The sequence below is a fragment of the Seongchinamella sediminis genome (genome assembly GCF_003457605.1).
GTDB lineage: Bacteria > Pseudomonadota > Gammaproteobacteria > Pseudomonadales > Halieaceae > Halioglobus > Halioglobus sediminis.
Genome location: NZ_QRAN01000005.1, coordinates 162385 through 186012 on the forward strand (window position 1 = coordinate 162385; position 23628 = coordinate 186012).

Here is a 23628-nt window from a genome sequence, read left to right on the forward strand (position 1 = left end):
GCCATCAGCATTGTCATGGCAGGGGCGTTACCGTGACGGCCACGCCGTTGACCGCCGCGTTACCCGACAGCGCGTCCAGGTACTGTTCGTCGGTGACATCATTGCAGCTGACGCCTGGCCGCCGGCTGGCCTCGGTCAGGCGTATCCCGGGCCGCTGGTGACCATAGCCGTGGGGCAGGCTGACCACTCCCGGCATCATGTCAGTTGAGGCTTCGGCCATCACCTGCACGCTGCCGGCCCGCGAACTCAGCGTCACCGGTGCGCCCTCGCTGATCTCCAGCTCTGCCATATCGGCAGGGTTCATCAGCAGGGTGCAGCGATCGCGGCCTTTGACCAGTCGGTGATAGTTGTGCATCCAGGAGTTGTTTGACCGCACGTGGCGACGGCCGATCAGGCGCAGGGAATATTCTCCCTGCTGGTCGAACTCCCGGCGCAGGCGCTGCAGGTCGGCCATGGGTTCCGGGGTATTGCAGTGAATAATTTTATCGGCGCTGGCCAGGCGCTTCGGCAACTGTGATTGCAGGGGCCCCAGGTCCAGGCCCGAGGGGTGCTGCCTCAGCTTTGCCAGCGACAGGCCGCGTTCGGCCCAGGGGCCGTGCCTGAGGCCCATGTCGACGATCTCCGCCGGGCTTGCGGAGGGCTGTTGCGGCAGGTCCAGCAGCTGTTCCAGGCGCCTGCCCAGCGCGGTAAAAATCTCCCAGTCATGCAGGCTGCCATCAGGCTTGTCGAATACCGGCGGGTTGTAGCGGGTGGTGTTGCGCATGGCCAGCACATGAAAGGTCAGGTCGTAGTGGTCATGCTCCAGCGGCGAGGTGGGCGGCAGGATAATGTCCGCGTGCCGCGTGGTCTCGTTGATATAGGGGTCCAGCGACACCATGAAGTCGAGGGATGGCAGGGCCTCATCCAACTGCTTGCCGTTGGGAGTGGACAGCACCGGATTACCGGCCCCGGTGAACAGGGTCCGGATCTGCCCTTCGCCGGGCGTGGCGATCTCCTCGGCCAGGGCGCTGGCGGGTAACTCGCGGTCAAATTCCGGCAGCGAGCGCACCCGGCTGCGGTGCCTGCCGAAGCCTCCCGGGCCATTGCTGGCCACCGTATCGATGGCAGGGGTGGTGAACAGACTGCCCCCGGGCTTGTCGAGATTGCCGGTGGCGATATTGATCAGCTGGCTCAGCCACTGGCACAAGGCGCCGTAGGCCTGGGTGGAGATGCCCATGCGCCCGTAGCAGATGGCGCGCTCGGCCGCTGCCAGCTCGCGGGCGATGCCGCGAATGCTGTCGGCACTGATGCCGGTATGGGGTTCGGCATACTCGGGCGTGAACCCGGCCAGGCTGCTGGCGACCTCGTCCAGGCCCCGGGTAAAGGGCGCCAGGTGGCCGGGGTTGGCCAGGTTCTCGCTGAACAGGGTGTTGAGAATAGCTGCCAGGAACAGGGCGTCGGTGCCCGGCCGGATAAAGTGATGCTCGTCCGCCAGCTGCGCGGTCTCGCTGCGCCGCGGATCCACGACGACCAGTTTACCGCCACGCGCCTGCAGGGCCTGCAGCCGTTTCCTGACGTCGGGCACGGTCCAGATACTGCCGTTGGACGCCAGCGGGTTGGCACCCAGCATCAGGAAATAGTCGGTGTTATCGACGTCGGGAATCGGCAGCAGCAGCTTGTGACCATATAACCACAGACCCACCAGGTGATGGGGCAGCTGGTCGACACTGGTGGCGGAAAAACGGTTGTTGGTGCGAATGTGGCGGAACAGATTGCCCTGGTGGGTCATCATGCCGTAGTTGTGCACGCTGGGGTTGCCCAGGTAAACCCCAACTGAATGCACTCCGTGGGCAGTAATGGACCTGGCCAGCGCCTCCGCGGTGGCGTCCAGAGCCTCGTCCCAGCTGATCTCCTGCCAGCGCGCGCTGCCGTCAGCGCCAGTCACTTTCCTGACCGGTTTACGCAGGCGGTCGGGGTCCTGGTGAATGTCGCGCAGGGCCACCGCCTTGGGGCAGATATGACCGCGACTCAGCGGGTCGTTTTTATCGCCCTTGATGGAGAGGATTTCCTCGCCATCGGTTTCAATGACCAGCCCGCAGATCGCCTCACAGAGGTGGCAGGCGCGGTAGTGGGTTGTTGTCGACATGGTCGCTCCCGGTAGTGGTTGGCTGGCTTCAGCCCGCGTCGGCGAGGTCCAGCATATCCTGCAGTGTGCGCTTGACGAATTTGCCACTGGCGTTGCGGGGCAGGGGGGCATCGAGAATCCAGATATGGCGTGGAATCTTGAAGGCTGCCAGTTTGTCGGCACAGAACGTGCGGATCTCGGCGGCGCTCAGTGATTGCCCCTCAACAGGCACTATCGCGGCACCCACTTCCTCGCCCAGTCGCTCATCCGGCACCGAAAACACCACCGCTTCCGCCACCGCGTCATGCTTGAAGATGGCAGCTTCCACTTCGCTGCAGTACACGTTTTCACCGCCCCTGAGCACCATGTCCTTGGCCCGGTCGACCAGGAAGACGAAGTTGTCCGCATCGACGTAGCCAATGTCGCCGGTGTGTAGCCAGCCGTCGATAATGGTTTCCGCGGTGTCCTCCGGACGATTGAGGTAGCCCTTGATGATTTGCGGACCGCGAAAACAGATTTCGCCAATTTCACCGGTGGGCAGCGTATTGCCCTCCGCATCTACCGCTTTGACGTCGAAGACCGGCAGTATCCGGCCGGCTGAATTGGGCTTGTCGTTGAGAAAGACCCCCCAGCTGCTGGCGGCCAGGCCCGAGGTTTCGGTGAGGCCGTAACCCTGTGACGGCATGGCGTTGCCGCCCCGTTGCATGACTTTCTCCGTCAGGTCGGGCTGAACCGGGGCGCCACCACCGCCGAGCAGGCGCAGGGAAGAAGTGTCGCGCCGGCTGAAGTCCGGGTGGTGGATGATTTCCCGGCTCATTACCGGCACCCCGGAAAAATTGGTGATTTTTTCCTCTTCGATAATCCGCAATGCCTCGGCCGCGTCCCACTTGTACATGGAGACCAGTTTTCCGCCGGCGACGGTCAGGGCATGGGCGACCACATTATTGGCGGTGACGTGAAACAGCGGGGTGGCGATAATCGCCGCCGGCTGGGGCTGCGACGGGTCGCCGGGGCTGACCGGTTCCTGACCCTCGATCATGGCATGGGCGGTGGTTTGGCTAAGGGTCGCAAACAGGGCGCTGAACACGTTGTTGGCGCAGCCCCGGTGGGTCAACTGGGCGCCCTTGGGTTTGCCGGTGGTGCCGGAGGTGTAGAAAATGCAGGCGTCGTCCTCGGGGTCGATGCTGACCTCGGCAATCGATGGTTCCGCCTGCAGGACAGCAGACCAGGGCGTCGCCCACTCCGGGGTGGTATCGGTGCGCACCGCAACTGCCTGTACCCCTGGCAAGCTGCCGCGAATCCGGGCAAAACGGTCCAGCCGCTCCTGGTCGCAGATGATCATGCTGACCGCCGAATCCTGCAGTCCGTATTGCAGTTCATCGGCCACCCACCAGGCGTTAACGCCGACGCTCACCGCGCCGATGCTGGCCAGGGCCCAGTAGGTGAGCAGCCATTCCGGGTAGTTGCGCATGGCAATGGCCACCCGGTCATGCTGGCCGATCCCGTTGGCGCTCAGCCAGCCGGCGATGCGCGCCACCTGCTCGTGCGCCTCGGCATAGGTCCAGCGTTCGTCCTGGTACACCAGATAGGTCTTGTCCTGATGTCCGGCAGTACCAAGCCATAGATCCCGCAGCGAAGGCGGTGCCAGGGCCCAGGTTTTCATGGTCTGGCCGGCGACCTCGGTTTCGCGGATCTCGAACATTTCTCCAGGGGCGGTCATCTTGCTGATGACCTGGGCAAGTTGCTCGTACATGCTGTGGTTCACTCTGCAGTGGTTATGGTTCTGGGCAAGAGAATAGGCGAACTCGGAGCAGATAGCGAACCCCTCGAACTGTGCAAACTGGTCCGATTAGTGTCAAAATGGATCCGAATAGTACTCCCTCGTGGCGCCAGGCCCGCCAGCGGACGAAAGCCCGGGTGGCGGGTACCGCCGCTCCCGGGCCAAGGACCGGTTTCAAGGAGATAGCCTGTATGGCAGTAGTGACGAAATTACAGCTAAGACGCTCACTGCGCAGCGCCGGCAGTTACCAGGAGTGGCTGGATGCCGCACAGGCCTATGATCGCTATACCCGCCAGGACCGTTGGCGCAGGCAGGACTACAGCAGCCAGTACGATTACGTGTCCATTCGTGTCCGCCTCGATCGCCTGCGCAGCCTCAAGGCCAGGCACGATACCCGCGGCATGCTGTTTACCCTGAACGAGGGTATTCACGGCAACATGGGCGGGATGGGCGGGGCCGGCCTGTATAGCCGGGCCAAGTGCGGGACCAAGCACCTGATCGAGGACTACATCGACGAGATCGTGCATACCCTGGAACACCTGGCCGATGAAGACAGCGGCGCCATCAGCCGCGAAGAGAAACAGGACTTCTTCCGCCGGGCAAGCCATTGCTTTGGCCACTCGGCCTTCATGATGAGTGGCTCGGGCTCGCTGTTGTTTTTTCATGTGGGGGTGGTCAAGGCCCTGGCGGAAGCCGAACTGCTGCCCAGCGTGATGTCGGGCTCCAGCGGTGGTTCCATTGTCGGCAGCATGGTCTGCAGTCATCGCGATGACGAGCTTGCCGGCCTGCTCAACTCGGAGTACTTCCTCGACCGGGCGCCGGAGTCCTCCGGCAGGACCGGGGTTGCCGATGTGGCCGAACTGGAAGAGACGATTGCGTCTTTCATACCGGACATCACTTTTGAGCAATCCTTCGCCCTGACCGGCAGGGCCATGAACGTATCCATTGCGCCGGCGGAAACCCACCAGACCTCGCGCCTGCTCAATGCTACCACCTCACCGAGCGTGTTGATTCGCAGTGCCGTCATGGCTTCGGCGGCGGTGCCGGGCATTTTTCCGGCGGTAACCCTGCAGGCGCTGGACAGCCACGGCGAACGCAAGAGCTACCTGCCTTCGCGCAAGTGGGTGGACGGTTCGGTCAGTGACGACATGCCGGCCAAGCGCCTGGCCAGGCTCTATGGCGTAAATCATTACATCGTCAGCCAGACCAACCCCCATGTGCTGCCCTTCGTCACCGATGGCCATCGCCAGAACACTCCCCGGGGGCTGATCGAGAATGCCGCGAGGCGCTCGGCCCGGGAATGGTTTAACGCCATGACGCTGATTCTCGATCGCGCCGACCGGAAAAACGGGACGGTGACCCAGGTGACCAGCCTGATGCGCTCGGTGATCAACCAGGACTATATCGGTGATATCAACATCCTGCCCGACTACAAGCTCATCAATCCGCTGACCATTCTCAATTTCCCCAGTGAGAAACAGATCAACAGGCTGATCGCTTCCGGTGAGCGCTGTACCTGGCCCAAGCTGGAGATGATCCGGCAGCAGACCCGCATCAGTCGCAAGTTGCGTGACATACTGCAGCGCTACGAAGAGGTGCCGGTGGTTTAAACAGTGCAATCCCGGCACCAGGGTATCCACTGAATCAGCGATGGAGAGACAAACATGACAGCAGCAAAGGCAACGATACTGGAAGTACGCAAGGACGACTGGTCGGATACCCGGTTTGTCAGCGAGGCAGTGCCGGATGAGCTGGCCACCGATGAAGTGCTGCTGGCTGTCGATCGCCTGGCGCTCACCGCCAACAATATTTCCTACGCCTCGGCGGGTGACAGCCTGGGGTACTGGCGTTTTTTCCCCGCCGAGGAAGGCTGGGGGCGGATACCGGCCATGGGCTGGGCTGAGGTTATCGCCTCCGCCAACCCGGAAATTGCGGTCGGCGAGCGCGTCTGGGGCTTTTTCCCGATGGCTACACATCTGAAAATCCTCGCCGGCAAGTTAAGCCCCCAGGGCTTCGCCGATGTGTCACCCCACCGCCAGGGCCTGGCACCGGTATACGCCAATTTTGATCGCGCCTCGGCTTATCCCATCTACGAACCGGCCCGGGAGGATCAGGACTCGCTGCTGCGCGGCCTGTTTATGACCTCCTGGCTGGTGGAGGATTTTCTCGAGGTGAATGACTTTTTCGCCGCTCACAGCTGCCTGATTACCAGCGCCTCGAGCAAGACCAGTATCGCCCTGGGTCACTGCGTCAAGCAGCGCGGGGCAATGGCAAGCGTGGCGGTCACCTCCACCGGCAATGCCGCATTCTGCTCGAGTCTGGGCTGCTATGACCGGGTGGTCACCTATGAACGGCTCGCCACGCTTGATGCGAACTCGCCGGTGGTGATGGTGGATATGGCCGGTAGCGCCCGGATTCTTTCCGAACTGCACCACCATTACGGCGACAATATGAAGCACTCCTGTCGCATTGGCGCCACCCACCTGGAAGGTTTTGGCCCGCTGGAGGAGCTGCCCGGTGCAAGACCGGAATTCTTTTTTGCACCGGAACACCTGCAAACGCGCAGCAAAGAACTCGGAGCCGGGGAATTCATGATGCGCCTGGGCAGCGCTTACGCGGGGTTCCGCCAGTTCTGTGACGGCTGGCTGAACATCGAGCACAGCCGCGGCCGCGAAGCGGTGCAATCGGCCTACCAGAAAGTGCTGGCGGGTAAGGCCGATCCCGCCAGCGGCCAGATCATCTCTCTGGACTAGGGCCTGTTCACACTAACTGAGTTGGTGTGAACAGGCCCCAGACTCAGGCGAGGGCGCGCAATACCACCTTGCGGGTTTCCGCCGGATCGATAACGGCATCGATTTCGGTGGCGGCCGCTGACTCGGTGGCCTTGCCGCGCTGGTACATGTCGTCCACCAGCTGGTTGAACAGGGCCTCGCGCTCAGTTGCATCTGCTACCGCCTCCAGTTCCTTGCGGAAGCCCAGGGTTACGGCGCCCTCCAGGCCCATGGGGCCGGTTTCGCCGGTGGGCCAGGCGGCGGTAAGCACCGGCACCTTGAGGCTGCCTCCGGCCATCGCCATGGCACCCAGGCCATAGGCTTTGCGCAGGATGACAGTAACGATGGGAATCTGCAGCGCAGCGCCGGCCCTGAACAGGCTGGCCATGTGCAGGGCGGCGCCCTGGGCCTCGCTGTTCGGGCCGACCATGAATCCCGGGGTATCGCACAGTGACAGCAGCGGCAGGCCCAGCTTGTCGCAAAGCGCGATAAACCGGCCGGCCTTCTTCGCCGCATCGCAATCGACCGCGCCGCCGAGAACGCGGCAGTCATTTGCCAGCAGCCCCATGGCCCTGCCCTCGATGCGAATGAAAGCGGTGATCACAGCGCCGCCGTAGGCCCGGGTCAGCTCGATAAAACTGCCCGCGTCGGCGACGGTTGCGATAATACCGCGCACATCATAGGCATAGCGGCGATCCGCTGGCATGACGGTACGCAGGGCATCCTGGTCGGCGCAGGCCCAGTCGGCGACATCGCCCTGGGTATAGGCGAGCAGTTGTTTTGCCAGCGCGGTGGCGGCGGCCTCGTCATCGGCGACCAGGTCGACCACGGCGTTCCTGCCCTGCACCTCCATGGGGCCGATTTCCTGGGGGGAAAACTGGCCCAGGCCGCCACCCTCGATCATTGCCGGGCCGGCCATGCCGATCCAGGAGTCACGGGTGGCGATGCGGATGTCGGCACAGCCGAACAGGGCGGCGTTACCCGCGAAGCAATAACCGTTGTTGACCGCGATAGTCGGCAGGCTGTTGCACAGGCGCGCCCATTCCACGAAGGAGCTCACGTCCAGGGTGCCGCCACCGATCTGGATGTCGGTATCACCGGGACGCCCGCCGCCACCCTCGGTATACATTACCACTGGCAGTTGTCGTTCCAGCGCCACCTGAACAATGCGGTCCAGCTTGCGATGGTGGAAAAAACCCTGGGTGCCGGCGAGAACGCTGTAGTCATTGACGATAACAGCGGCGGCCGCTTTGTCCTCGCCAAACTGGGCGGCGTTGATTGTCGCCAGCCCGGTGATGACGCCATCGGCGGGGGTATTGCTGCGCAGGTCCTCGAGGCTGCGCCGGGCGCGCTGGGCGGCCACTGCCAGTTGGCCATACTCGATGAACGAGCCCTCATCCACCAGGTCGGCGAGATTTTCGCGCGCGCTGCGGTAGCCCTTGGCGTGGCGTTTGCCGACCGCCTCCGGTCGTGCGGCGTCCAGGGTCATGTCCAGCTGGGAACGCAGTTCTTCCAGCTTGCTGAGGTCGCCCTGGCCGGGGTTGAATGGTTTGTCGCTAGTGTTTGTCATCGCTGGCCCTAAAAACAGTGAGGATAGTTACGCCAGTAGTACTGGTCTTGGGTGCTTTGCCAGTCCCGGTAGATGGATTCCCAGTTCAGAGAGGGAATCCGCCAGCCGTGATGGGGCTCGAGGTTGGTGGAAAATACCGGCGCACCGTAGTTGCAGAAACGGGTGTCCACGCTTAGCCGGACCTTGTCCTGTGCGGTATTGGCTTCGGCCCTGTGCACCGTGGCCGAGTTGAATACGAGCATATCGCCCTGCTCGAAATCCGATACGTGCCAGTGGGTTTCGTGATCATGGATGCGGCATTGGACGCCGCCAACTCCCTGGGCCTGGAACACCTCGCGCACGCCGTCCTTGTGGGACCCGGGGAGCACCGTCACCCGGCCCATGCTGGCGTCCACATCGTGCAGGGCCACCCACACCCCGGCCATGGTGGGGCCGGCGTGGTGTGAGTAGGCATCCTGGTGTGGCGGCGTTTCATAACCCAGCATGCGCGGGGTGGCGATCCTGGCCATTTTTATCGGGTACACCCAGGGCTCGCAGCCCTGGATGCGGGCCATGATGTCCAGCATCCAGTCCTGGTGGAAGAAGCGGTGAAAGGATTCCAGCTGCTGGACCCGCGGGTAGACTTCGTCCCATATTGCATCGGTTTCGTAAAACGGCTCGCCATGCAATACCGGTTTGCCCAGGGCGAGATCGAATACCACGTGCGGGTCCAGCACCGCCAGCAAGTCGGAGAGCAGTGCCTTGCAGTGTCGCGCAGGGACCGCACGCTTTAGCAGCAGGTAGCCGTCTTCGGAATAGCGCCTGCGCAGGATGTCATCGCTCTCATTCAGGTGGGAACGGTGGAAATCGGAGTACGTTGTCAAAAGTCGAGCCTGTGTGGACCTTATAACCGCAGCGGTTCGGGTGGGGCAGGATTATACCCGCACCGGCAGGTCTCGCGACAAAAAAAGGCAGGCGCTGGATCGGATCCCAGGGCCAGCTCGGCTGGTGTTAACAGACCCTGGACAAGCAGGCCGCCCGGAGGCGATGCCTCCCGGTTGCTGTTTGCCTGGTCTATAATTTCCTGCGAGGTAACGGAGGTATTGCGCTGTATGAAAAGACTGATTCCCATGCTCTTGTTCGCGGTAGCGACAGCCCAGGCGCAGACGGTATATCGCACGGTAGACGAGTCGGGTGCGGTGAGCTTCTCCGACACCCCGCCCGCCGGTGAACAGGAAGTAGAGGAGCTGTCGCTAGAGGTGCCGCCGGCCCAGGATCCGGAGGCCTACACCCAGCGCCTGGAGGACATGCGGCAAACCACGGATCGCATGGCCGAGGACCGTCGGGCCCGGGAAAAACACCGGGTGGAAATGCGCGAAATAGCCGCCCGGGAGGCGGCCAGCCGGCCGGCGGCGCAGCCCGACCTGGTCGATCATTACAGTAGCAGCTGGAGCGGCACCGGCGGTTATTACTATCCGCCCGGGCGCCCGCCCTGGCGCCCGGGCTACCGGCCCAGGCCGGAGCCGCCCATGCACCGTCCCCCGGTGCAGGTGCCGCCAGCGCCAGGTCATCCGCTGGAGGGTAACTCCCAGTTGATGCGGCCCATCCTGCCCCGTTAGCGTCGATACCGAAAGCGCCGGCTTGGCTGCGCATTGCCGCAGCCGGGCAGATGGTCTAGAATCCCAGCCTTCCTAAGGGGTGGCCAGCGAGCCTGAGATGTTGCCTGCAACAGACCCTTTGAACCTGATCCGGATAACACCGGCGTAGGAATAGGTATCTGCCCGGGGCACCGACTCCGGCCGTTAGCTCTCCACCGCTATCCGGGTCTCTGATTTTCCATGGAGACCACGATGAACTCATTCAGCCGAACCCCCGTCCTTGCCCTCGTGTTGGCCGCCAGTGGCGTCCAGGCCGCCGGCGAACTGGAAGAGGTGATTGTCACCGCAGATTTCCGCGCCAGTGAACTGATGAGCAGTGCTGCCAGCGTCAGTGTCCTGGGTGAATTGCAGATCGAAGAACGCGGTGCGCGGCACCTGGAGGACATTCTCAGTGCCGCCCCCAACGTCAGTTGGTCCACAGGCGCCTCTCGCAGCCGCTTTGTCCAGATCCGCGGCGTGGGTGACCTGGAGCAGTACGCCGAGCCCAAATACTATCCCTCCGTGGGCGTAATGGTCGATGACCTGGAACTGGGTAGCGCGGCCAACGCCGGCATGCTGTTCGATGTCTCCCAGGTGGAAGTGCTGCGCGGTCCCCAGGGTACCCGTTTCGGCGCCAGCGCTCACGCCGGCATGATCAAAATCAACAGCAACGCCCCAACCGATGAGTTTGAAGCGCTGCTGAGCGGAGGTGTCGGCAACTACGGTGCCTATAACTACGGCGCGGTGATCAGCGGGCCCCTGGGCGATACGCTCAGCGGCCGCATAGCGCTGCAGCAGAATGAGGGTGACGGCTACACCGAGAACGCGTACCTGGATACGGATGACAGCGCCGGCTTTGACGAGCTTACCGGACGGGCCCGACTGCGCTGGCAGCCCGGCGCCAACGCCAGCTATGAACTGGCGCTGTTCCGCTTTGACGCGGAAAACGGTTACGACGCCTACTCCCTGGACAACGACCGCCGTACCTGGTCGGACCAGCCCGGTGTGGATGAGCAGGACACCCTGGCGCTCAGTGCCCGTGGCGAGTGGCAGCTGGGCGCTGGTACCACCCTGCAGGCGGTGGTCAGCGACCTGGATGCCGATCTGCTGTACAGCTATGACGGCGACTGGATTTCACCGCCGGTGTGCGAGATCAACACCTGCTCCTTTGGCTTCGATACCTCCCGCGAAATTTTCGACCGCCAGCGTGACCAGGCCACCCTCGACCTGCGGCTGCTGGGCGGGGCGGAGGCCATGGCCGCAGGTGACTGGCGTTACGCGCTGGGGATTTACGCCAACCAGAGCGGCGAACAGCTCGACTATGCCTACCCCAGCGCCTGGTACGGGCTCTATGAAAGCGCCAGTGATTACGACACCGACCGTTACGCAGTGTACGGTGAGCTGGAGTACGCCTTCAGTGACCGCCTGAACCTGACCGCCGGCGCCAGGCTGGAGCGTTTCGAGGATGATTACCGTGACAGCAACGGCGTTGCCCACGATAACAGCGAAGAGCTCTACAATGGCGAATTGAGCCTGCAATACCACTTCAGTGACGACAGTTTCGGCTACGCCACCCTGGCGCTGGCGAGCAAGCCCGGGGGCGTCAATGTAGCTGCCAGCTCCCAGTACGGCTTCATGAGCCCGGCATTCCAGGACTTTATGCAGGGTAAGCTGCGCTTCCACGATGAGCAGCTGCTCAATCGGGAAATAGGCGTCAAAAGCCGGCAACTGGACGGCCGCCTGCAACTGCGCGCCGCGCTGTTTTATGCCAGCCGGGACAACGCCCAGCTGGAAAACTGGATGTGGGATGACAGCGCCGGGCTGTGGATAGGCTACCTGGACAGCAGCTCCGATGCCGACAGCTATGGCCTGGAACTGGAGTCCAGCTTCGCCGTCAACGACGCCATCGAGCTGTTTGCCAATATCGGCTGGCTGGAGACCGAGGTTGATACCATTACCACCTTCGACCTGGATCAGTGGGCGTTTGTCAGCAAGAGCGACCGCGAGCAAAGCAAATCTCCCCGCTACCAGTACAACGCCGGCATTCGCGCGGTCCTGCCGGCCGGATTTTCTGCCATGCTGGAGCTTGAGGGCCGGGACGAGAGTTACTTCGGTTACTACCACGACGGCCAGCTCGAGGCCTATGACCTGGTCAACGCCAACCTGGCCTGGAGCAACGGCAGCGTGAGCCTGAACCTCTGGGGCCGCAACCTGGGCGACGAGGATTACGCTACCCATGGCCTGTATTTTGGCGCCGACCCGCGGGATGATTTTGCCGCGTGGAGCAACCAGACCTACTACCAGTTCGGGGCGCCGCGGACTTACGGCCTCGACATCTCCTGGTGGTTGTAGGCAGCGTCCCACTGATTGAGGTGGAGGCGGTACCAGTCCTCGGTGGTGATACTGGCGCCCCCGGGGCGGGCTACCACAGCGCCGGGCCGGGGCAGGGAGAACAGGGCAAAGGAAAAGCGTTCATCGCCGCCGGCCTGGGCGCGGACGCGGTGCTGCAGCGCCGGAATGGCGCCGTTGGTCAGCCATTCGAGCAGTTCGCCCGCAAACACGGTCACCCGCGGGACCAGCGGTGCATCGCGCCAGGCGCCATCGGTATCCCGGTACTGGAAGCCGGGGCCCAGTCCCTGGATGAAGACGGTGAGCAGCGACACGTCGGGATGGGCTGACAGCCGCAGCCCCGGGGTGCCGGCGCCGGGCTGGTCCGGGGGAGGGTAGTAGTTTGCCGACATCATGTGGCCGAAATGCCGCCGGTGCTGGCGGGCGATGGCAGCCAGTCCCAGGTCCTGCAGTATGGCCTGCTCGAGCGCCTGTACCTGGCGGCACAGGACCGCCCAGCGGCAACGGATAAATGCCTGGAGCTCCAGCGGGTAGTGTTCCCGGGGTGAGAAGTCGGAGAACACGAAAGAGTGCAGCTGGTCTTGCGGGCCCTGGTTGCAGCTGTCTTCCTGGCCGGGGTAGGAGTAGCCATCGAAAGCCACCCGGTAACGGCTTTGCAGATACTCGCGCCGGTCCGCCAATGGCCGCTGGCAAAACGCACGCAGTGCCTTCGGCAGCTGCGCCAAGGGGATGGCCGGGATATCGGTAACCAGCGGCCGGTGAAACATAGCGTCTTGTGTTGCAATTGCGCACATGGCAGCCGCCGCATTGACTGAATTGGGAACACTATATGGCAATCAATACCGGGATAGAAATCTTTGCCACCCTGGCGGGCTTGCTCTATATCGTACTGCTGATCCGGGAGAATATCAGTTGCTGGCCATTTGGCATCGCCGGCTCGCTGCTATCCATCTACCTGTTCATCGATGGCAAACTCTACTCGGAGGCCTTCCTGTATTCCTACTACGTGATCATGGGGGCCTGGGGCTGGCTGCGCTGGAGCCAGCGCAATACGGCTGGTGACAATCCCGTGGTGCGCTATCGCCTGTCGGCGCATGTCATCATTGTTCTTCTGTCTTCTGCCGGAGCCCTGGCGCTGGGCTCTTTTTTCAGCGGCTACACCGATGCCCAGCGGCCCTATATCGATGCCTTTACCACCGCTTTCAGCTTCGCGGCGACCTACATGGAGGTCAAGAAGGTGCTGGAAACCTGGGTCTACTGGATTGTGCTCAACCTGGCGTCGATCTGGTTATACATGGACCGTTCGCTGGATATTTACGCGGCGCTTATCTGCGTTTACGCGCTGATGTCAGTCTGGGGCCTGGTGCAGTGGATGCGGGTTTACCGGGGCCAGCAGGCGCTCAGCTGACGGCGGCGGCCGCCGCGTGGCCGCGTTTCTCGTTGACGGTAAACAGCAGGGCCAGGCCACCCACAAAGAATCCCAGGGTGGAGATCAGCGCCAGCTGGTGGTCGCCGCCGCCCAGGCGGTTGATCAGGCCGTAACTGATGGGGCCGATAATGGCGGCAGAGCGGTTGGCCAAACCCCACAGGCCGAAGATCTCGCCATTGTGGGTGGCGGGCGTTAACTGGCCGATCAGGGCGCGGCCACCGGCCTGGGTGGCCCCCATGGCGAGCCCGATCAGGTTGCCGGCCAGCCAGATGTCCATGTCCGAATCCGCCCGCAGCGCCACGGCGATGGCGACGATCCACACCAGCAGGGCTCCAGCCAGGCTGTTGACCGAGCCAAAACGGTCCTGCATGAACCCGAAAAAGAAGGCGCCCACGGCGGCGGTCAGGTTGACCACCATAATCAGCACAATCAGCTGCTGGCTGTCGAACTGCATCACTTCCTGGGCATAGATGGCGGCGATGACCACCACCGTCGCCACCCCGGCCTGGAACAGGATGATGCACAGCAGGAAACGGAACAGGTCGGGCAGGTTGCGGGCGTGGCCCAGGGTGTATTTGACTCTGGCCAGACCGGCTCGCAAGCCGCTGTTTCCCATCGCCAGTGGCCGCGGGCGTGCCCGTTCCCTGAGCCAGAGGAAGGTCGGTGCCGCCGTCACCGCAAAAATTGCCGCAGTCAGCAGCAGGCACACCGGCACATAGTGATCCGCAGCCAGCCCCTGGCCACTGGCGTAATTGATGTAGGCCAGGCAACAGCCCAGGGTGAGCAGGCCGCCGAAGTAGCCCAGGCTCCAGCCGTAACCGGAGATACGGCCCATGTTGTCGCTGCTGGCGATTTCGGGCAGAAAGGCCGCGATCAGGTTCTCGCCGCTGGCAAAAGCCACAGCCGACACTGTTACCAGCGCTGCCGCCAGGGCCACCTGACCCGGTGCCGCGCCTGCGAGCAGGGCGGTAGCGCCAATACAGGCCAGCGATGACCACAGGAGGAAGCGCTTTTTACTGGCTCGAACGTCGGCGATCGCCCCGAGCACCGGGCCGCTGAACAGGACGATCAGGTTGGCGGCGCCAATGGCCAGCGTCCACAGCAGGGTGGCCGCGCCCGGCTGCGCCGCTTCCAGCTCTGCTGCCACCACGCCGACAAAGTAGGCGCTGTAAATGGTGGTGAGGACCACGGTAGTGTAGCCTGAGTTGGCAAAGTCGTAAAATGCCCAGGCGATGATTTCGCGCCGGCTGGCGGGAGGGTTTGCGGGCGGGGAGTTCATGGCTGGCGCAATACACCGGCAACACAGGAGTTGAAGGGTTTGAAAGCATTGCTGCAAGGGCTGGCCATGGACCTGGTAGACGCTGTCATGGCGCTCATTCCTCGAGCTGTACCTCCGGCGGCGGCGCTGCGCAGTTGCAAAATCGTCTCCCATCGCGGCGAACACGATAACCGCCGTGTGATGGAAAATACCCTGCTTGCCTTTGACAATGCAAGGGCTGCCGGTGTCTGGGGTATTGAATGTGACGTCCGCTGGACCCGCGACCAGGTGCCGGTCATCTGCCACGACGCCTCGGCGGCGCGGGTATTTGGTCGCCCGCTGTTGATTGCGTCCCTCAGCTTCCGCGAACTGCGGGAACAACTGCCGGCCATCCCGTCCCTGGAAGAGGTGGTTGCCCGCTACAGCGGCAACACCCACCTCATGCTGGAACTGAAATGTCTCTCGCCGCAGCACCTGGCACAGCAACGGCAGACGCTGGCGGCTATCCTCGGCAAGGTCTCTGCCGGCGAGGACTACCATGTACTGGCGCTTGATCCCGGGCTATTCACCCTGGTTGATTTCCTCGATCCTGGGGTCCTGTTGCCGGTGGCGGAAACCAATGTCCGGACTCTGAGCGAGCTGAGCCTGCAGCGTGCTTACGGGGGGCTTGCCGGTCATTACCTGCTGCTGGGTGAGGGACTGCGCCGCCGGCACTTGGCTGCGGGGCAGCATATCGGCACCGGCTTCCCGCGTTCCCGGAACTGTCTGTGCCGGGAAATAAACCGGGGGGTGGAATGGGTTTTCAGCAACCATGCGGTCTATTTGCAGCAACAGGTGAATGCAATGCTGGCCCGTCACGGGGGTTGAGCGCCGCGGTATCAATTTGCCCCCCGATACAGTAAGATGCGCGCCCTTTGCCGGCTCCGGATCCCCGGGCGGCAGTTTCCCAGACAAGAGATCACCCATGACATTCGAGCAACTCGGCCTGTCACCGGCGCTGCTGCAGGCAGTTCAGGAAAAAGGCTATACCGAGCCATCCCCCATCCAGGCCCAGGCCATTCCGGCGGTACTGACCGGCAGGGACGTGATGGCAGCGGCCCAGACCGGCACCGGAAAAACCGCGGGGTTTACCCTGCCCATCCTGCAGCGCCTGCAGGAGAGCGCAGCGCTCAAGCCGCACCGGGTGCGGGCGCTGATTCTCACCCCGACCCGCGAGCTTGCGGCGCAGGTGGGGGAGAGCGTCGGTACCTATGGCGCCCACCTGCCGCTGAAATCCACGGTGGTATTTGGCGGCGTCAAAATCAACCCGCAGATTGCCCAGCTGCGCCGCGGCATCGACATCCTGATCGCCACCCCCGGACGCCTGCTGGACCTGCATGGCCAGGGAGAGGTGAATTTCGGTGAACTGGAAATCCTGGTGCTGGATGAAGCAGACCGGATGCTCGATATGGGCTTTATCCACGATATCCGCCGGATCTTGAAACTGCTGCCGGAGAAACGCCAGAACCTGCTGTTCTCCGCGACCTTTGCACCGGAAATTCGCGAACTGACCGGCAAGCTGCTGCACCAGCCGCTGGAGGTGGAGGTGGCCTCTCGCAACGCCACGGCCGACACCGTGGAGCAATGGGTGTACCCGGTGGACAAAAAGCGCAAGAGTGCGCTGTTGCGTGAGCTGGTGGAAGCGAACAACTGGGCCCAGGTACTGGTATTCACCCGCACCAAGCACGGTGCCAACCGGTTGGCCCAGCAGCTGGACAAGGCCGGGATAGAGGCCGCGGCGATTCACGGCAACAAGAGCCAGGGCGCACGTACCCGGGCCCTGGAGGGATTCAAGAAAAACAGGCTGCGGGTGCTGGTGGCGACGGATATCGCCGCCCGGGGCCTTGACATCGCCCAGCTGCCGCAGGTGGTCAATTTCGACCTGCCCAACGTGGCGGAGGACTATGTGCACCGCATCGGCCGCACCGGCCGGGCGGGGGCGACCGGTAAAGCCTATTCACTGGTCAGCGCCGACGAGATCAAGCAGCTCAATGGTATTGAACAGCTGATCCAGCGTCACCTGACCCGCGAGTATATCGGTGGTTTTGAACCCGAACACGAGGTACCTGCCAGTTCCCCCCTGCGCAAACCCCAGCAGCCCGGGCAGCGGCCAAAGCATGGCGGCGACAGGGGAGACGGCAATCACACCGCCCGCCAACGCGGCAGTGAGGGCCATAAGCGACCCCGTCGGCGCCGGTCCAGGTCGGGTTCAGGCAACCGCGCCCAGGGCAGGTCGGCCTGAGTCAGCCGGCCTGATCCACTGGGCACCAGCCTGATTGGGGCAGGCGCTCAGTAGCCGGCCTTGCCTGCCAGCACCAGGCTGGCGAAATCCCGGGTCAGGGGTTCATAGCGATCCGAGCCAGGCTTCATCACGTACAGGGGGTCGCTGACCTGGTCGGGATCATAGCGCTGCTCGCGCAACTCGCCCTTGAGCATCTTGAAGGTGCCAGTGGTGTCCATTTCCGGCAGCAGGCGCAGGAACAGGGGCCGTGCGTAGGTGGGCAACTGCTCGCGTACCTGGGCTGAAAAGCTGTCCAGGTCCAGTTTTTCCTCGCCGTCCTCCAGCAGGATTGCCGCCATGCCGGCGCGGCCGTTGGTATTGGGCAGTTCCACGCCGTATACATTGCAGAATTTTATCTGCGGGTGGGTATTGATGACTTCTCCCACCTCGTTGGTGGACACGTTTTCGCTCATCCAGCGGAAGGTGTCGCCCACCCGGTCCACGAACTGGTAGTGGGGCAGGCCCAGGGCAAACCCGACGTCGACGGTTTTCAGCAGGTCGCCGGTGTTGAACCAGGCATCCCCGGATTCGTAGACATCGCGCATGATTTTCTTCTCGGTAGCTTCAGCGCTGGTATAGCCCTCAAACTCGGCGACCTTGCTTATCTTGCCCAGCAGCAGGCCGGGCTCACCGGGTTCTGCCTTGATACAGAAGCCTTTGTCGTCGAGGATGACCTCGTCCGCTTCCACGTCATACTTGACCAGGGTGTGGGGCAGGCTGCCGGTGCCGACGGTGCAGTCCTTGTTGAGCAGGTTGACGAAGCCCATGTTGCCCTCGCTGGAACCGTAGAATTCGGCGACCCGGCTGATGCCGAAGCGTTCCTTGAATTCCATCCAGATGTCCGGCCGCAGGCCGTTGCCCATGACTTTGGTCAGGGGGTTCTGGTAATCATCGGGCGCCTGCGGCGTACTCATCAGGTAACGGCAGATTTCACCAATGTACATAAAGCAGGTGGTGCCGTATTCGCGTACCTCCGGGAGGAACTGGGTGGCGGAAAACTTCCTGCGCAGGAAGATGCTGGCGCCGGTGTTGAAGGCAGCCCCCGCGCCGAGAAACAGGGCCGTGCCGTGGTACAGCGGCAGGCAGAGATAGATGCGGTCATTGATATCGCACTGCAGCCCGGCGTGGGAAGCCAGGGTCGAGGTGAGTATAAACCGGCGATTGCTCATGACCGCGGCCTTCGGCAGTCCGGTGGTGCCGGAAGTAAATATGTAGAGCGCTTTGTCGGCGATCGTGCCCTCGGCGGTCTCGGGTGGGTTTGTCGGGGGTTCGTACTCGCTCTCCTCGGCGAGATCAGTGGCCCAGTTGGGGCAGCTTTCCCGGGCGCTGTCAGCTGCGAATATCCAGGTATTGATGGCAGCGGCGCCGGTACCCTGGCGCACCTCGTCGATGGCGGCAAGGCGCTCCTCCCCGAACAGGCACCAGCGGGCATCGGTGATCTCGAGACAGTGGCTGAGGGCCTTGCCCTGGAGATTGGTATTGATCAGGGCGGCAATCACGCCCAGCTTGTTCAGTGCGATCAGGCAGGCCAGGAAATCCACCCGGTTCTCCATAAACAGCGCGCAACATTCGCCGCGTTTCATGCCTATCCCTTTCAGGGCTCTGGCGTAGCGGTTTGCCAGGCCATTGAGCTGGCGCCAGGTCAGCTCCTGGCCTTCGCAGACCAGCGCGCTGCTATCACCGTGGCGCTGGGCCAGGGATTCAACCCGCGCCGCAAAACAGTCGCGGGTGCCTGGGGGTTTGGGTTTCAGGTACCTGGCCAGGGACAGGAGCGTGGGAACCTGGGAGAGGGTGCTGGTGATGTCTTTTATTGTCATGTCAGATCAAATACTCCAAACAGTGCTGCGTGGTCTGATAGGTCCCGCCAGTGACCGGTTGCGAGACGGCGGCAGGAGAGGGGGCTCAGCCCCCGGAAATATACCCGATCTACGGGCAGCATGGGGGCCCACACGGGGAAGGTCCTGGCGTGGCGCCCCTGCAGGGTGACAAACAATTCCTCCAGCCCGAGGTCATCGTGCAGGTGGTTTTCGGCCCGGCGGCGCCAGTCATTGAAGTCGCCGGCGATAATCATCGGTTCGTTCCTGGGCACGTGCTGGTCGATCCGCTCGGTGAGGGCCTGCAGCTGTTCCCGCCGTTCCTGCTCAAGCAGCCCGAGGTGGACACAGAGGGTGTGCAGGCGCGAGTTCGTGCCGGGCAGGTCAATCACCCCGTGGAGGATGCTGCGGCTGGAGCGGGGGAATTTCGAGACATCGATATTTTCCCAGCTGATGAAGGGGTACTTGCTGAGTATGGCGTTGCCGTGATCGCCCTTGCGATAAATAGCGTTGCGGCCGTAGGCGAAGTGCGGCCAGGCCTGGTCCGCCAGGTACTCAAAGTGGGGCTGGTCCGGATAGGAGAATTTACGTCTCTTGGCCGCGCTCTTGATCGCTTTACCGTGAATTTCCTGCAGGAAAACAATATCCGCCCCGGTTTCGGCAATCCGCTGGCGCATGGAGTCGAGCATGAAACGGCGGTTACCGGTGCAGTAACCCTTGTGAATGTTATAGGTGAGAATGTTGATGCTGTCGCTCATGGCCTCAATCCCTGTCCCGGTTATGCCACGCCCGGCGGGACCAGGTAACGAAGTAGTCGCCGCCGCTGACGACAGCGATGATGACGACCACCACAACCGCCGCCGCAAGCAGTGGTGCAGGAATGGCCACCAGCTGGGCGGCCAGCAGCAGTACACAGAAGGCGATCTGGATCGCCATGTTGAGTTTGCTCAGCCGGGTAGCCCCGAATTGGAAGGGCCCTATCAGCACCCGGTACAGTGCGGCCCCGAGTACGATCACCACATCCCTGCCAACCACCACCGCTGCCAGCCACCAGTCGATGAGCGCCGTGCTGGCCAGACAGTAGAAGGTGACGAGTATCAGCAGTTTGTCGGCAACCGGGTCCAGGGCCGCGCCCAGGCGGGAAAAATAGCCGAGTTTACGGGCGCTGAACCCGTCCAGGGCATCGGTAGCCCCGGCGATGAAGCCCACCGCCAGCGCCCAGCCATACTCCTGGCGGAGAATCAGCAGGCCCAGGGGCAGTGCCAGTAGCAGGCGGCTGATGGTCAGTGCATTTGGCAGGTACTTGAGCGTCACCTGTTCAGTGCGCCTCGCCCTGGTGAGGCGCTTCCAGCAGGTAAACGGCCAGTGCCCGCAGCTGTTGTTCATCCACCGGGATCAGGGGCATGGGCGGCGCCGGTGCGCGCAGTGTCTCGAGGACGGCGGCATAGCTCCGGCGCTCGGCCAGGCCGGCCAGCGATACCGGGTTTTCACCGTGTTGGTGGCAGCTGGCACAGTCGTACTGCTGGTACAGCGCGGCCCCTTCAGCGCTCATTGCCGGCAGGTCGCTGTCGGCAAGCCAGGCAGGCGGCGCCGTATCCGCCGTGGCTGGCATGCGCGGGGCGACAGCGGCGCCGCCAGTCGCCGCGCGGTCGGCAGACACCCGGTAAATGGCCCCGGCGTAGTCGTCGGAGATGTAGACGGCCTTGTCGGGGCCCTGCACCACATCGACCGGACGGCCGATAATCTCCCCGTCCCGGTTGAAGCCGCTGAGGAAATCGCGCTCCTCTATTCCCGATTCGCCAAAGTGCAGCGACACCACCTTGTAGCCGTCCGGCGTGCTCCGGTTCCAGGAGCCGTGTAATGCCACCAGCGCAACCCGCTTATAGTCGCCGGGCCAGTCGCTGCTGTCGACGAAGCGGATGCCCAGCGGGGCGTTGTGGGGGGCAAAACCGTGAACCGGCGCGACAGGCTGGCGGCTGCCGGCCTGCGGATCGGCCCCCATGTCCGGGTCCGGCACATTGGCATCGTTGAAGTAGGGCCAGCCATAGAACTGGCCCTGTTCAACCCGGTTCAGTTCGCATACCGGGAAGTGATCGCCGAGCATGTCCCGGCCGTTGTCGGTGGCGTACAGCCCCTGGTTCCAGGGCGCCCAGTCAAAACCGACGCTGTTGCGCAGTCCGGTGGCGTAAATTTCGCCATCGCTACCGTCCGCGGTGAAGCGCATGATGGTCGCCCGGCGCTCATCGTCCTCGACACAGACGTTACAGGTAGACCCCTGGGCCAGGTAGAGCCGCCCGTCGGGCCCGAAGCCAATAGTCTTGCTCCAGTGGTTACCGTTGCCGGTGAGTCCGGTGATGATCGGCTGGTATTCTCCGCGCGGGCCGTCGTGATCAAAGCGTATGCGGCCGACCTGCTCGCGTTCGGCGATGTACAGCCAACCGTCGCTGAAATCCAGCCCGTGGGGGCGGTCCAGGCCCTGCAGGACGACTATTTTGCCGTCATGCCGGCCATCGCCATTGCTGTCGGGACGCAGGCGCACCACTTCACCGGCGTGACTGCGGGTGACCACCAGGTCGCCATTGGGGGCAAAGCGCATGAAGCGCGCCTTGGGTACGTCGTCGGCGTAGACCTGCAGGGCGAAGCCCGCTGGCAGGGTGTAGCGGCCGCTGGTCTGTTCATCCACCCGGGGACCGTCCAGGCCCAGGGCCGTGTTGGCGATCATGGTCAGGCTGGAGCTGCTGATGGTGCCGGTACCGAGGCCAATGCCGAACGCGGCGAGAACCAGCAGGACGGGCGCGGCAATAACAATCACGACGGTTTTCACGGATTACCCTGGCAGTGGATGAGAGGTAGACCTTAAGCCAAAGTGCTGCCGAGATACAGCCCTGATGATCCCCTGTGCCGCGGTCAGCGCCGGGTTTTGCCCAGCTTGCGTTTGATTTCCCGCAGGTGCTCGCCGAAATCCCCAGGCTGCCTCAGGGCCAGGCAGGTAGCGATGATGTCGACGATGACGAGCTGGGCGATGCGGGAGGTCATCGGCGTGTATAAATCGGTATTCTCGCCGCTTGCCACGCCCAGCACCAGCGAGCATGCTTTGGCCAGGGGCGAGTCGGGTGAGGTGATACCCACCACCGGACAATTTCGCTCGCGGGCCAATTGCGCCACTTCGATAATGGCGGTCGTGCGCCCGGTGTAGGAAATGCAGACCAGCAGGTCGTGGGGAGTGAGGCCGGCGGCCAGCATGCGCTGGTTGATAATGTCGGTGTGCGCCATGACCGGGATGGGAAAGCGCAGCAGCTTGTGCTGGGCGTCCAGGGCCACCGAGGCGGAGGCGCCGAGGCCGCACAGCGCGACTGAGCGGGCGCTGTTCATGGCCTCGACCACATCCTGCAGGGCGCCGAGGTCCAGGTGATCCTGGGTGTTGCTGAGGCTGGCATGGGTACTGTCGAAAATCTTTGCCGCTACTTTGCCGGCGGAGTCGTCCGGATTGATATTGCGGGTAATGCGCGGCTGCTTGCGAGCCAGCTCCGCCGCCAGGGCCAGTTTGAAGTCGGGGAAGCCCTTGTATCCCAGGCCTGTGCAAAAGCGATTCACCGTCGGCTCACTGACCCCGGTCATCGCCGCCAGCGAGGCAGTGGTGGTGGCGAGAATAGCCTGCGGGTCGGCCAGCACACAGGCAGCGATTTTGTGCGCTGACTTGCTGCGCTTGCTGCGGGGGTCGGCCAGGTCGGACAGTATTGTCATGTGATATCAGCCCAGGGAAGCATCAAAATGTAATAAAAATACTATAACTTCCGCCGTGTTGATGTCCACTGTAGAAGTGCCAAAACCCTGAATCGGCTCTTTGGAAAAGTGTTTTTCCGCTGGTGGGTGGGGTAAATTCCCGCGGCCGGGCAGTTATTTCCGGGCGGGGCTTGCAGCCAGGATAGATTGCGACTAAAGTGCATAAAATGTAATAAAATTTCATGAAGGCGAGCAATGCAGGAACACAATCTGGCCTCGTTCAGAGTGCTGCCAGTGGTTACCGCCCGGGATGTGGCCTCGACCGTGGCGCTGTCCAGGGCCTTGCTGGCCGGCGGCATGCGGGCGATAGAAATCACCCTGCGCACCGAGGCCGCCCTGGACGCCATCGCCGCAGTGCGCGAGGAGGTGCCCGAGATGCTGGTTGCCGCCGGCACCGTCACTAATCCCGGTGAGCTGGACCAGGTGGTCGCCGCCGGGGTAACGCTCGCCCTGAGTCCCGGCGCCACAGACCGGCTGCTGGCTGCCGCGACCGAGGCGCCGCTGCAGTTCATACCGGGGGTGGCTAGCGCGTCCGACGTGATGCGGGCGATGGATCACGGGATGGCAGTGTGCAAGCTGTTTCCCGCCACGGTAGTGGGCGGGGCGTCCATGCTCAAAGCGCTGGGCGGTCCCTTCCCGACCATGAAGTTCTGCCCCACCGGCGGCCTTGGTGCGGACAACTTCCGAGATTTCCTGGCCCTGCCCAATGTAGTGTGTTGCGGCGGCTCGTGGATGGTGACCGCCGATCTGGTGGACAACGGTCGCTGGGATGACATTGAACGACTGGCCCGCGAGGCCATGAGCTAGGATCTGTTACAAGCAAGCGGTATTGAG

General features: G+C 63.0%; 19 protein-coding genes and 1 riboswitch. Of the genes, 8 read left to right on the forward strand and 11 right to left on the reverse strand.

Features of this window, described 5'->3' with window-relative positions:
• Positions 1-13: 13 nt before the first annotated feature.
• Both DWB85_RS06585 and DWB85_RS06590 read right to left on the reverse strand, forming a co-directional pair.
• Positions 14-2125 (reverse strand): molybdopterin-dependent oxidoreductase, encoded by a 2112-nt coding sequence (locus tag DWB85_RS06585; protein ID WP_117953415.1) that lies wholly within the window; start codon positions 2123-2125, stop codon positions 14-16.
• Between the two features lie 28 nt (positions 2126-2153).
• Complete coding sequence (locus tag DWB85_RS06590) at positions 2154-3857, reverse strand: class I adenylate-forming enzyme family protein (protein ID WP_117953416.1); 1704 nt, start codon at positions 3855-3857, stop codon at positions 2154-2156.
• 218 nt (positions 3858-4075) lie between these two features.
• Here DWB85_RS06590 and DWB85_RS06595 point away from each other — a divergent pair, with 218 nt between their 5' ends.
• Together DWB85_RS06595 and DWB85_RS06600 are read left to right on the forward strand one after the other, a co-directional pair.
• Complete coding sequence (locus DWB85_RS06595; RefSeq protein ID WP_117953417.1) at positions 4076-5494, forward strand: DUF3336 domain-containing protein; 1419 nt, start codon at positions 4076-4078, stop codon at positions 5492-5494.
• 54 nt (positions 5495-5548) lie between these two features.
• Positions 5549-6637 carry a DUF2855 family protein gene (locus DWB85_RS06600; RefSeq protein ID WP_117953418.1) on the forward strand — a complete coding sequence of 363 codons (1089 nt, stop codon included), beginning with the start codon at positions 5549-5551 and terminating at the stop codon, positions 6635-6637.
• A gap of 43 nt (positions 6638-6680) precedes the next feature.
• Here the strand turns inward: DWB85_RS06600 and DWB85_RS06605 are convergent, their stop codons facing one another.
• Together DWB85_RS06605 and DWB85_RS06610 are read right to left on the reverse strand one after the other, a co-directional pair.
• A complete protein-coding gene (locus tag DWB85_RS06605) occupies positions 6681-8225 on the reverse strand; it encodes an acyl-CoA carboxylase subunit beta (RefSeq protein ID WP_117953419.1) in 1545 nt (514 codons plus the stop codon).
• An 8-nt stretch (positions 8226-8233) separates the two neighbouring features.
• A complete protein-coding gene (locus DWB85_RS06610) occupies positions 8234-9088 on the reverse strand; it encodes a phytanoyl-CoA dioxygenase family protein (RefSeq protein ID WP_117953420.1) in 855 nt (284 codons plus the stop codon).
• Positions 9089-9316: 228 nt separating this feature from the next.
• Between DWB85_RS06610 and DWB85_RS19850 the strand changes: the two genes are divergently transcribed.
• Together DWB85_RS19850 and DWB85_RS06620 are read left to right on the forward strand one after the other, a co-directional pair.
• The gene (locus DWB85_RS19850) at positions 9317-9823 is read left to right on the forward strand and encodes a DUF4124 domain-containing protein (RefSeq protein ID WP_133300575.1); all 507 of its coding nucleotides are present in this window, start codon (positions 9317-9319) and stop codon (positions 9821-9823) included.
• 65 nt (positions 9824-9888) lie between these two features.
• Positions 9889-9991, forward strand: a riboswitch (TPP riboswitch).
• 63 nt (positions 9992-10054) lie between these two features.
• Positions 10055-12193 (forward strand): TonB-dependent receptor, encoded by a 2139-nt coding sequence (locus tag DWB85_RS06620; RefSeq protein ID WP_162846036.1) that lies wholly within the window; start codon positions 10055-10057, stop codon positions 12191-12193.
• On the opposite strand, the gene DWB85_RS06625 is transcribed toward DWB85_RS06620, so the two are convergent.
• Entirely contained in the window at positions 12163-12915 is a 753-nt protein-coding gene (locus DWB85_RS06625) for a 2OG-Fe(II) oxygenase family protein (RefSeq protein WP_162846037.1), read from the reverse strand. The two genes, DWB85_RS06620 and DWB85_RS06625, sit on opposite strands and share 31 nt — an antisense overlap.
• A 104-nt stretch (positions 12916-13019) precedes the next feature.
• Here DWB85_RS06625 and pnuC point away from each other — a divergent pair, with 104 nt between their 5' ends.
• A complete protein-coding gene (pnuC, locus tag DWB85_RS06630) occupies positions 13020-13598 on the forward strand; it encodes a nicotinamide riboside transporter PnuC (protein WP_117953424.1) in 579 nt (192 codons plus the stop codon).
• Here pnuC and DWB85_RS06635 read toward each other — a convergent pair.
• Complete coding sequence (locus DWB85_RS06635) at positions 13591-14898, reverse strand: MFS transporter (RefSeq protein ID WP_117953425.1); 1308 nt, start codon at positions 14896-14898, stop codon at positions 13591-13593. The genes pnuC and DWB85_RS06635 overlap by 8 nt on opposite strands.
• Positions 14899-14937: 39 nt before the next feature.
• On the opposite strand from DWB85_RS06635, the gene DWB85_RS06640 reads away from it, so the two are divergent.
• A complete protein-coding gene (locus tag DWB85_RS06640; protein WP_117953426.1) occupies positions 14938-15744 on the forward strand; it encodes a glycerophosphodiester phosphodiesterase in 807 nt (268 codons plus the stop codon).
• A 97-nt stretch (positions 15745-15841) separates the two neighbouring features.
• Positions 15842-17158 carry a DEAD/DEAH box helicase gene (locus tag DWB85_RS06645; RefSeq protein WP_117953427.1) on the forward strand — a complete coding sequence of 439 codons (1317 nt, stop codon included), beginning with the start codon at positions 15842-15844 and terminating at the stop codon, positions 17156-17158.
• 47 nt (positions 17159-17205) lie between these two features.
• Here DWB85_RS06645 and DWB85_RS06650 read toward each other — a convergent pair whose 3' ends face one another.
• The 5 genes from DWB85_RS06650 to hexR all read right to left on the reverse strand — a co-directional run bounded on the left by DWB85_RS06650 (position 17206) and on the right by hexR (position 22755).
• Complete coding sequence (locus DWB85_RS06650; RefSeq protein WP_117953428.1) at positions 17206-19014, reverse strand: long-chain-acyl-CoA synthetase; 1809 nt, start codon at positions 19012-19014, stop codon at positions 17206-17208.
• Positions 19011-19769 (reverse strand): endonuclease/exonuclease/phosphatase family protein, encoded by a 759-nt coding sequence (locus tag DWB85_RS06655; protein WP_117953429.1) that lies wholly within the window; start codon positions 19767-19769, stop codon positions 19011-19013. The genes DWB85_RS06650 and DWB85_RS06655 overlap by 4 nt, the downstream gene beginning before the upstream one ends.
• Positions 19770-19773: 4 nt before the next feature.
• Positions 19774-20397, reverse strand: coding sequence for a CDP-alcohol phosphatidyltransferase family protein (locus DWB85_RS06660; protein WP_117953430.1), 624 nt, complete (start codon positions 20395-20397; stop codon positions 19774-19776).
• On the reverse strand, positions 20330-21835 hold the full coding sequence (locus DWB85_RS06665) for a PQQ-dependent sugar dehydrogenase (RefSeq protein WP_239017239.1): 1506 nt from the start codon (positions 21833-21835) through the stop codon (positions 20330-20332). Before DWB85_RS06665 ends, DWB85_RS06660 begins: the two co-directional genes overlap by 68 nt.
• A gap of 83 nt (positions 21836-21918) precedes the next feature.
• Complete coding sequence (gene hexR / locus DWB85_RS06670; protein WP_117953431.1) at positions 21919-22755, reverse strand: transcriptional regulator HexR; 837 nt, start codon at positions 22753-22755, stop codon at positions 21919-21921.
• A gap of 234 nt (positions 22756-22989) precedes the next feature.
• Here hexR and eda point away from each other — a divergent pair, with 234 nt between their 5' ends.
• Positions 22990-23601 carry a bifunctional 4-hydroxy-2-oxoglutarate aldolase/2-dehydro-3-deoxy-phosphogluconate aldolase gene (gene eda, locus DWB85_RS06675; protein ID WP_117953432.1) on the forward strand — a complete coding sequence of 204 codons (612 nt, stop codon included), beginning with the start codon at positions 22990-22992 and terminating at the stop codon, positions 23599-23601.
• The last annotated feature ends 27 nt before the right edge of the window (positions 23602-23628 follow it).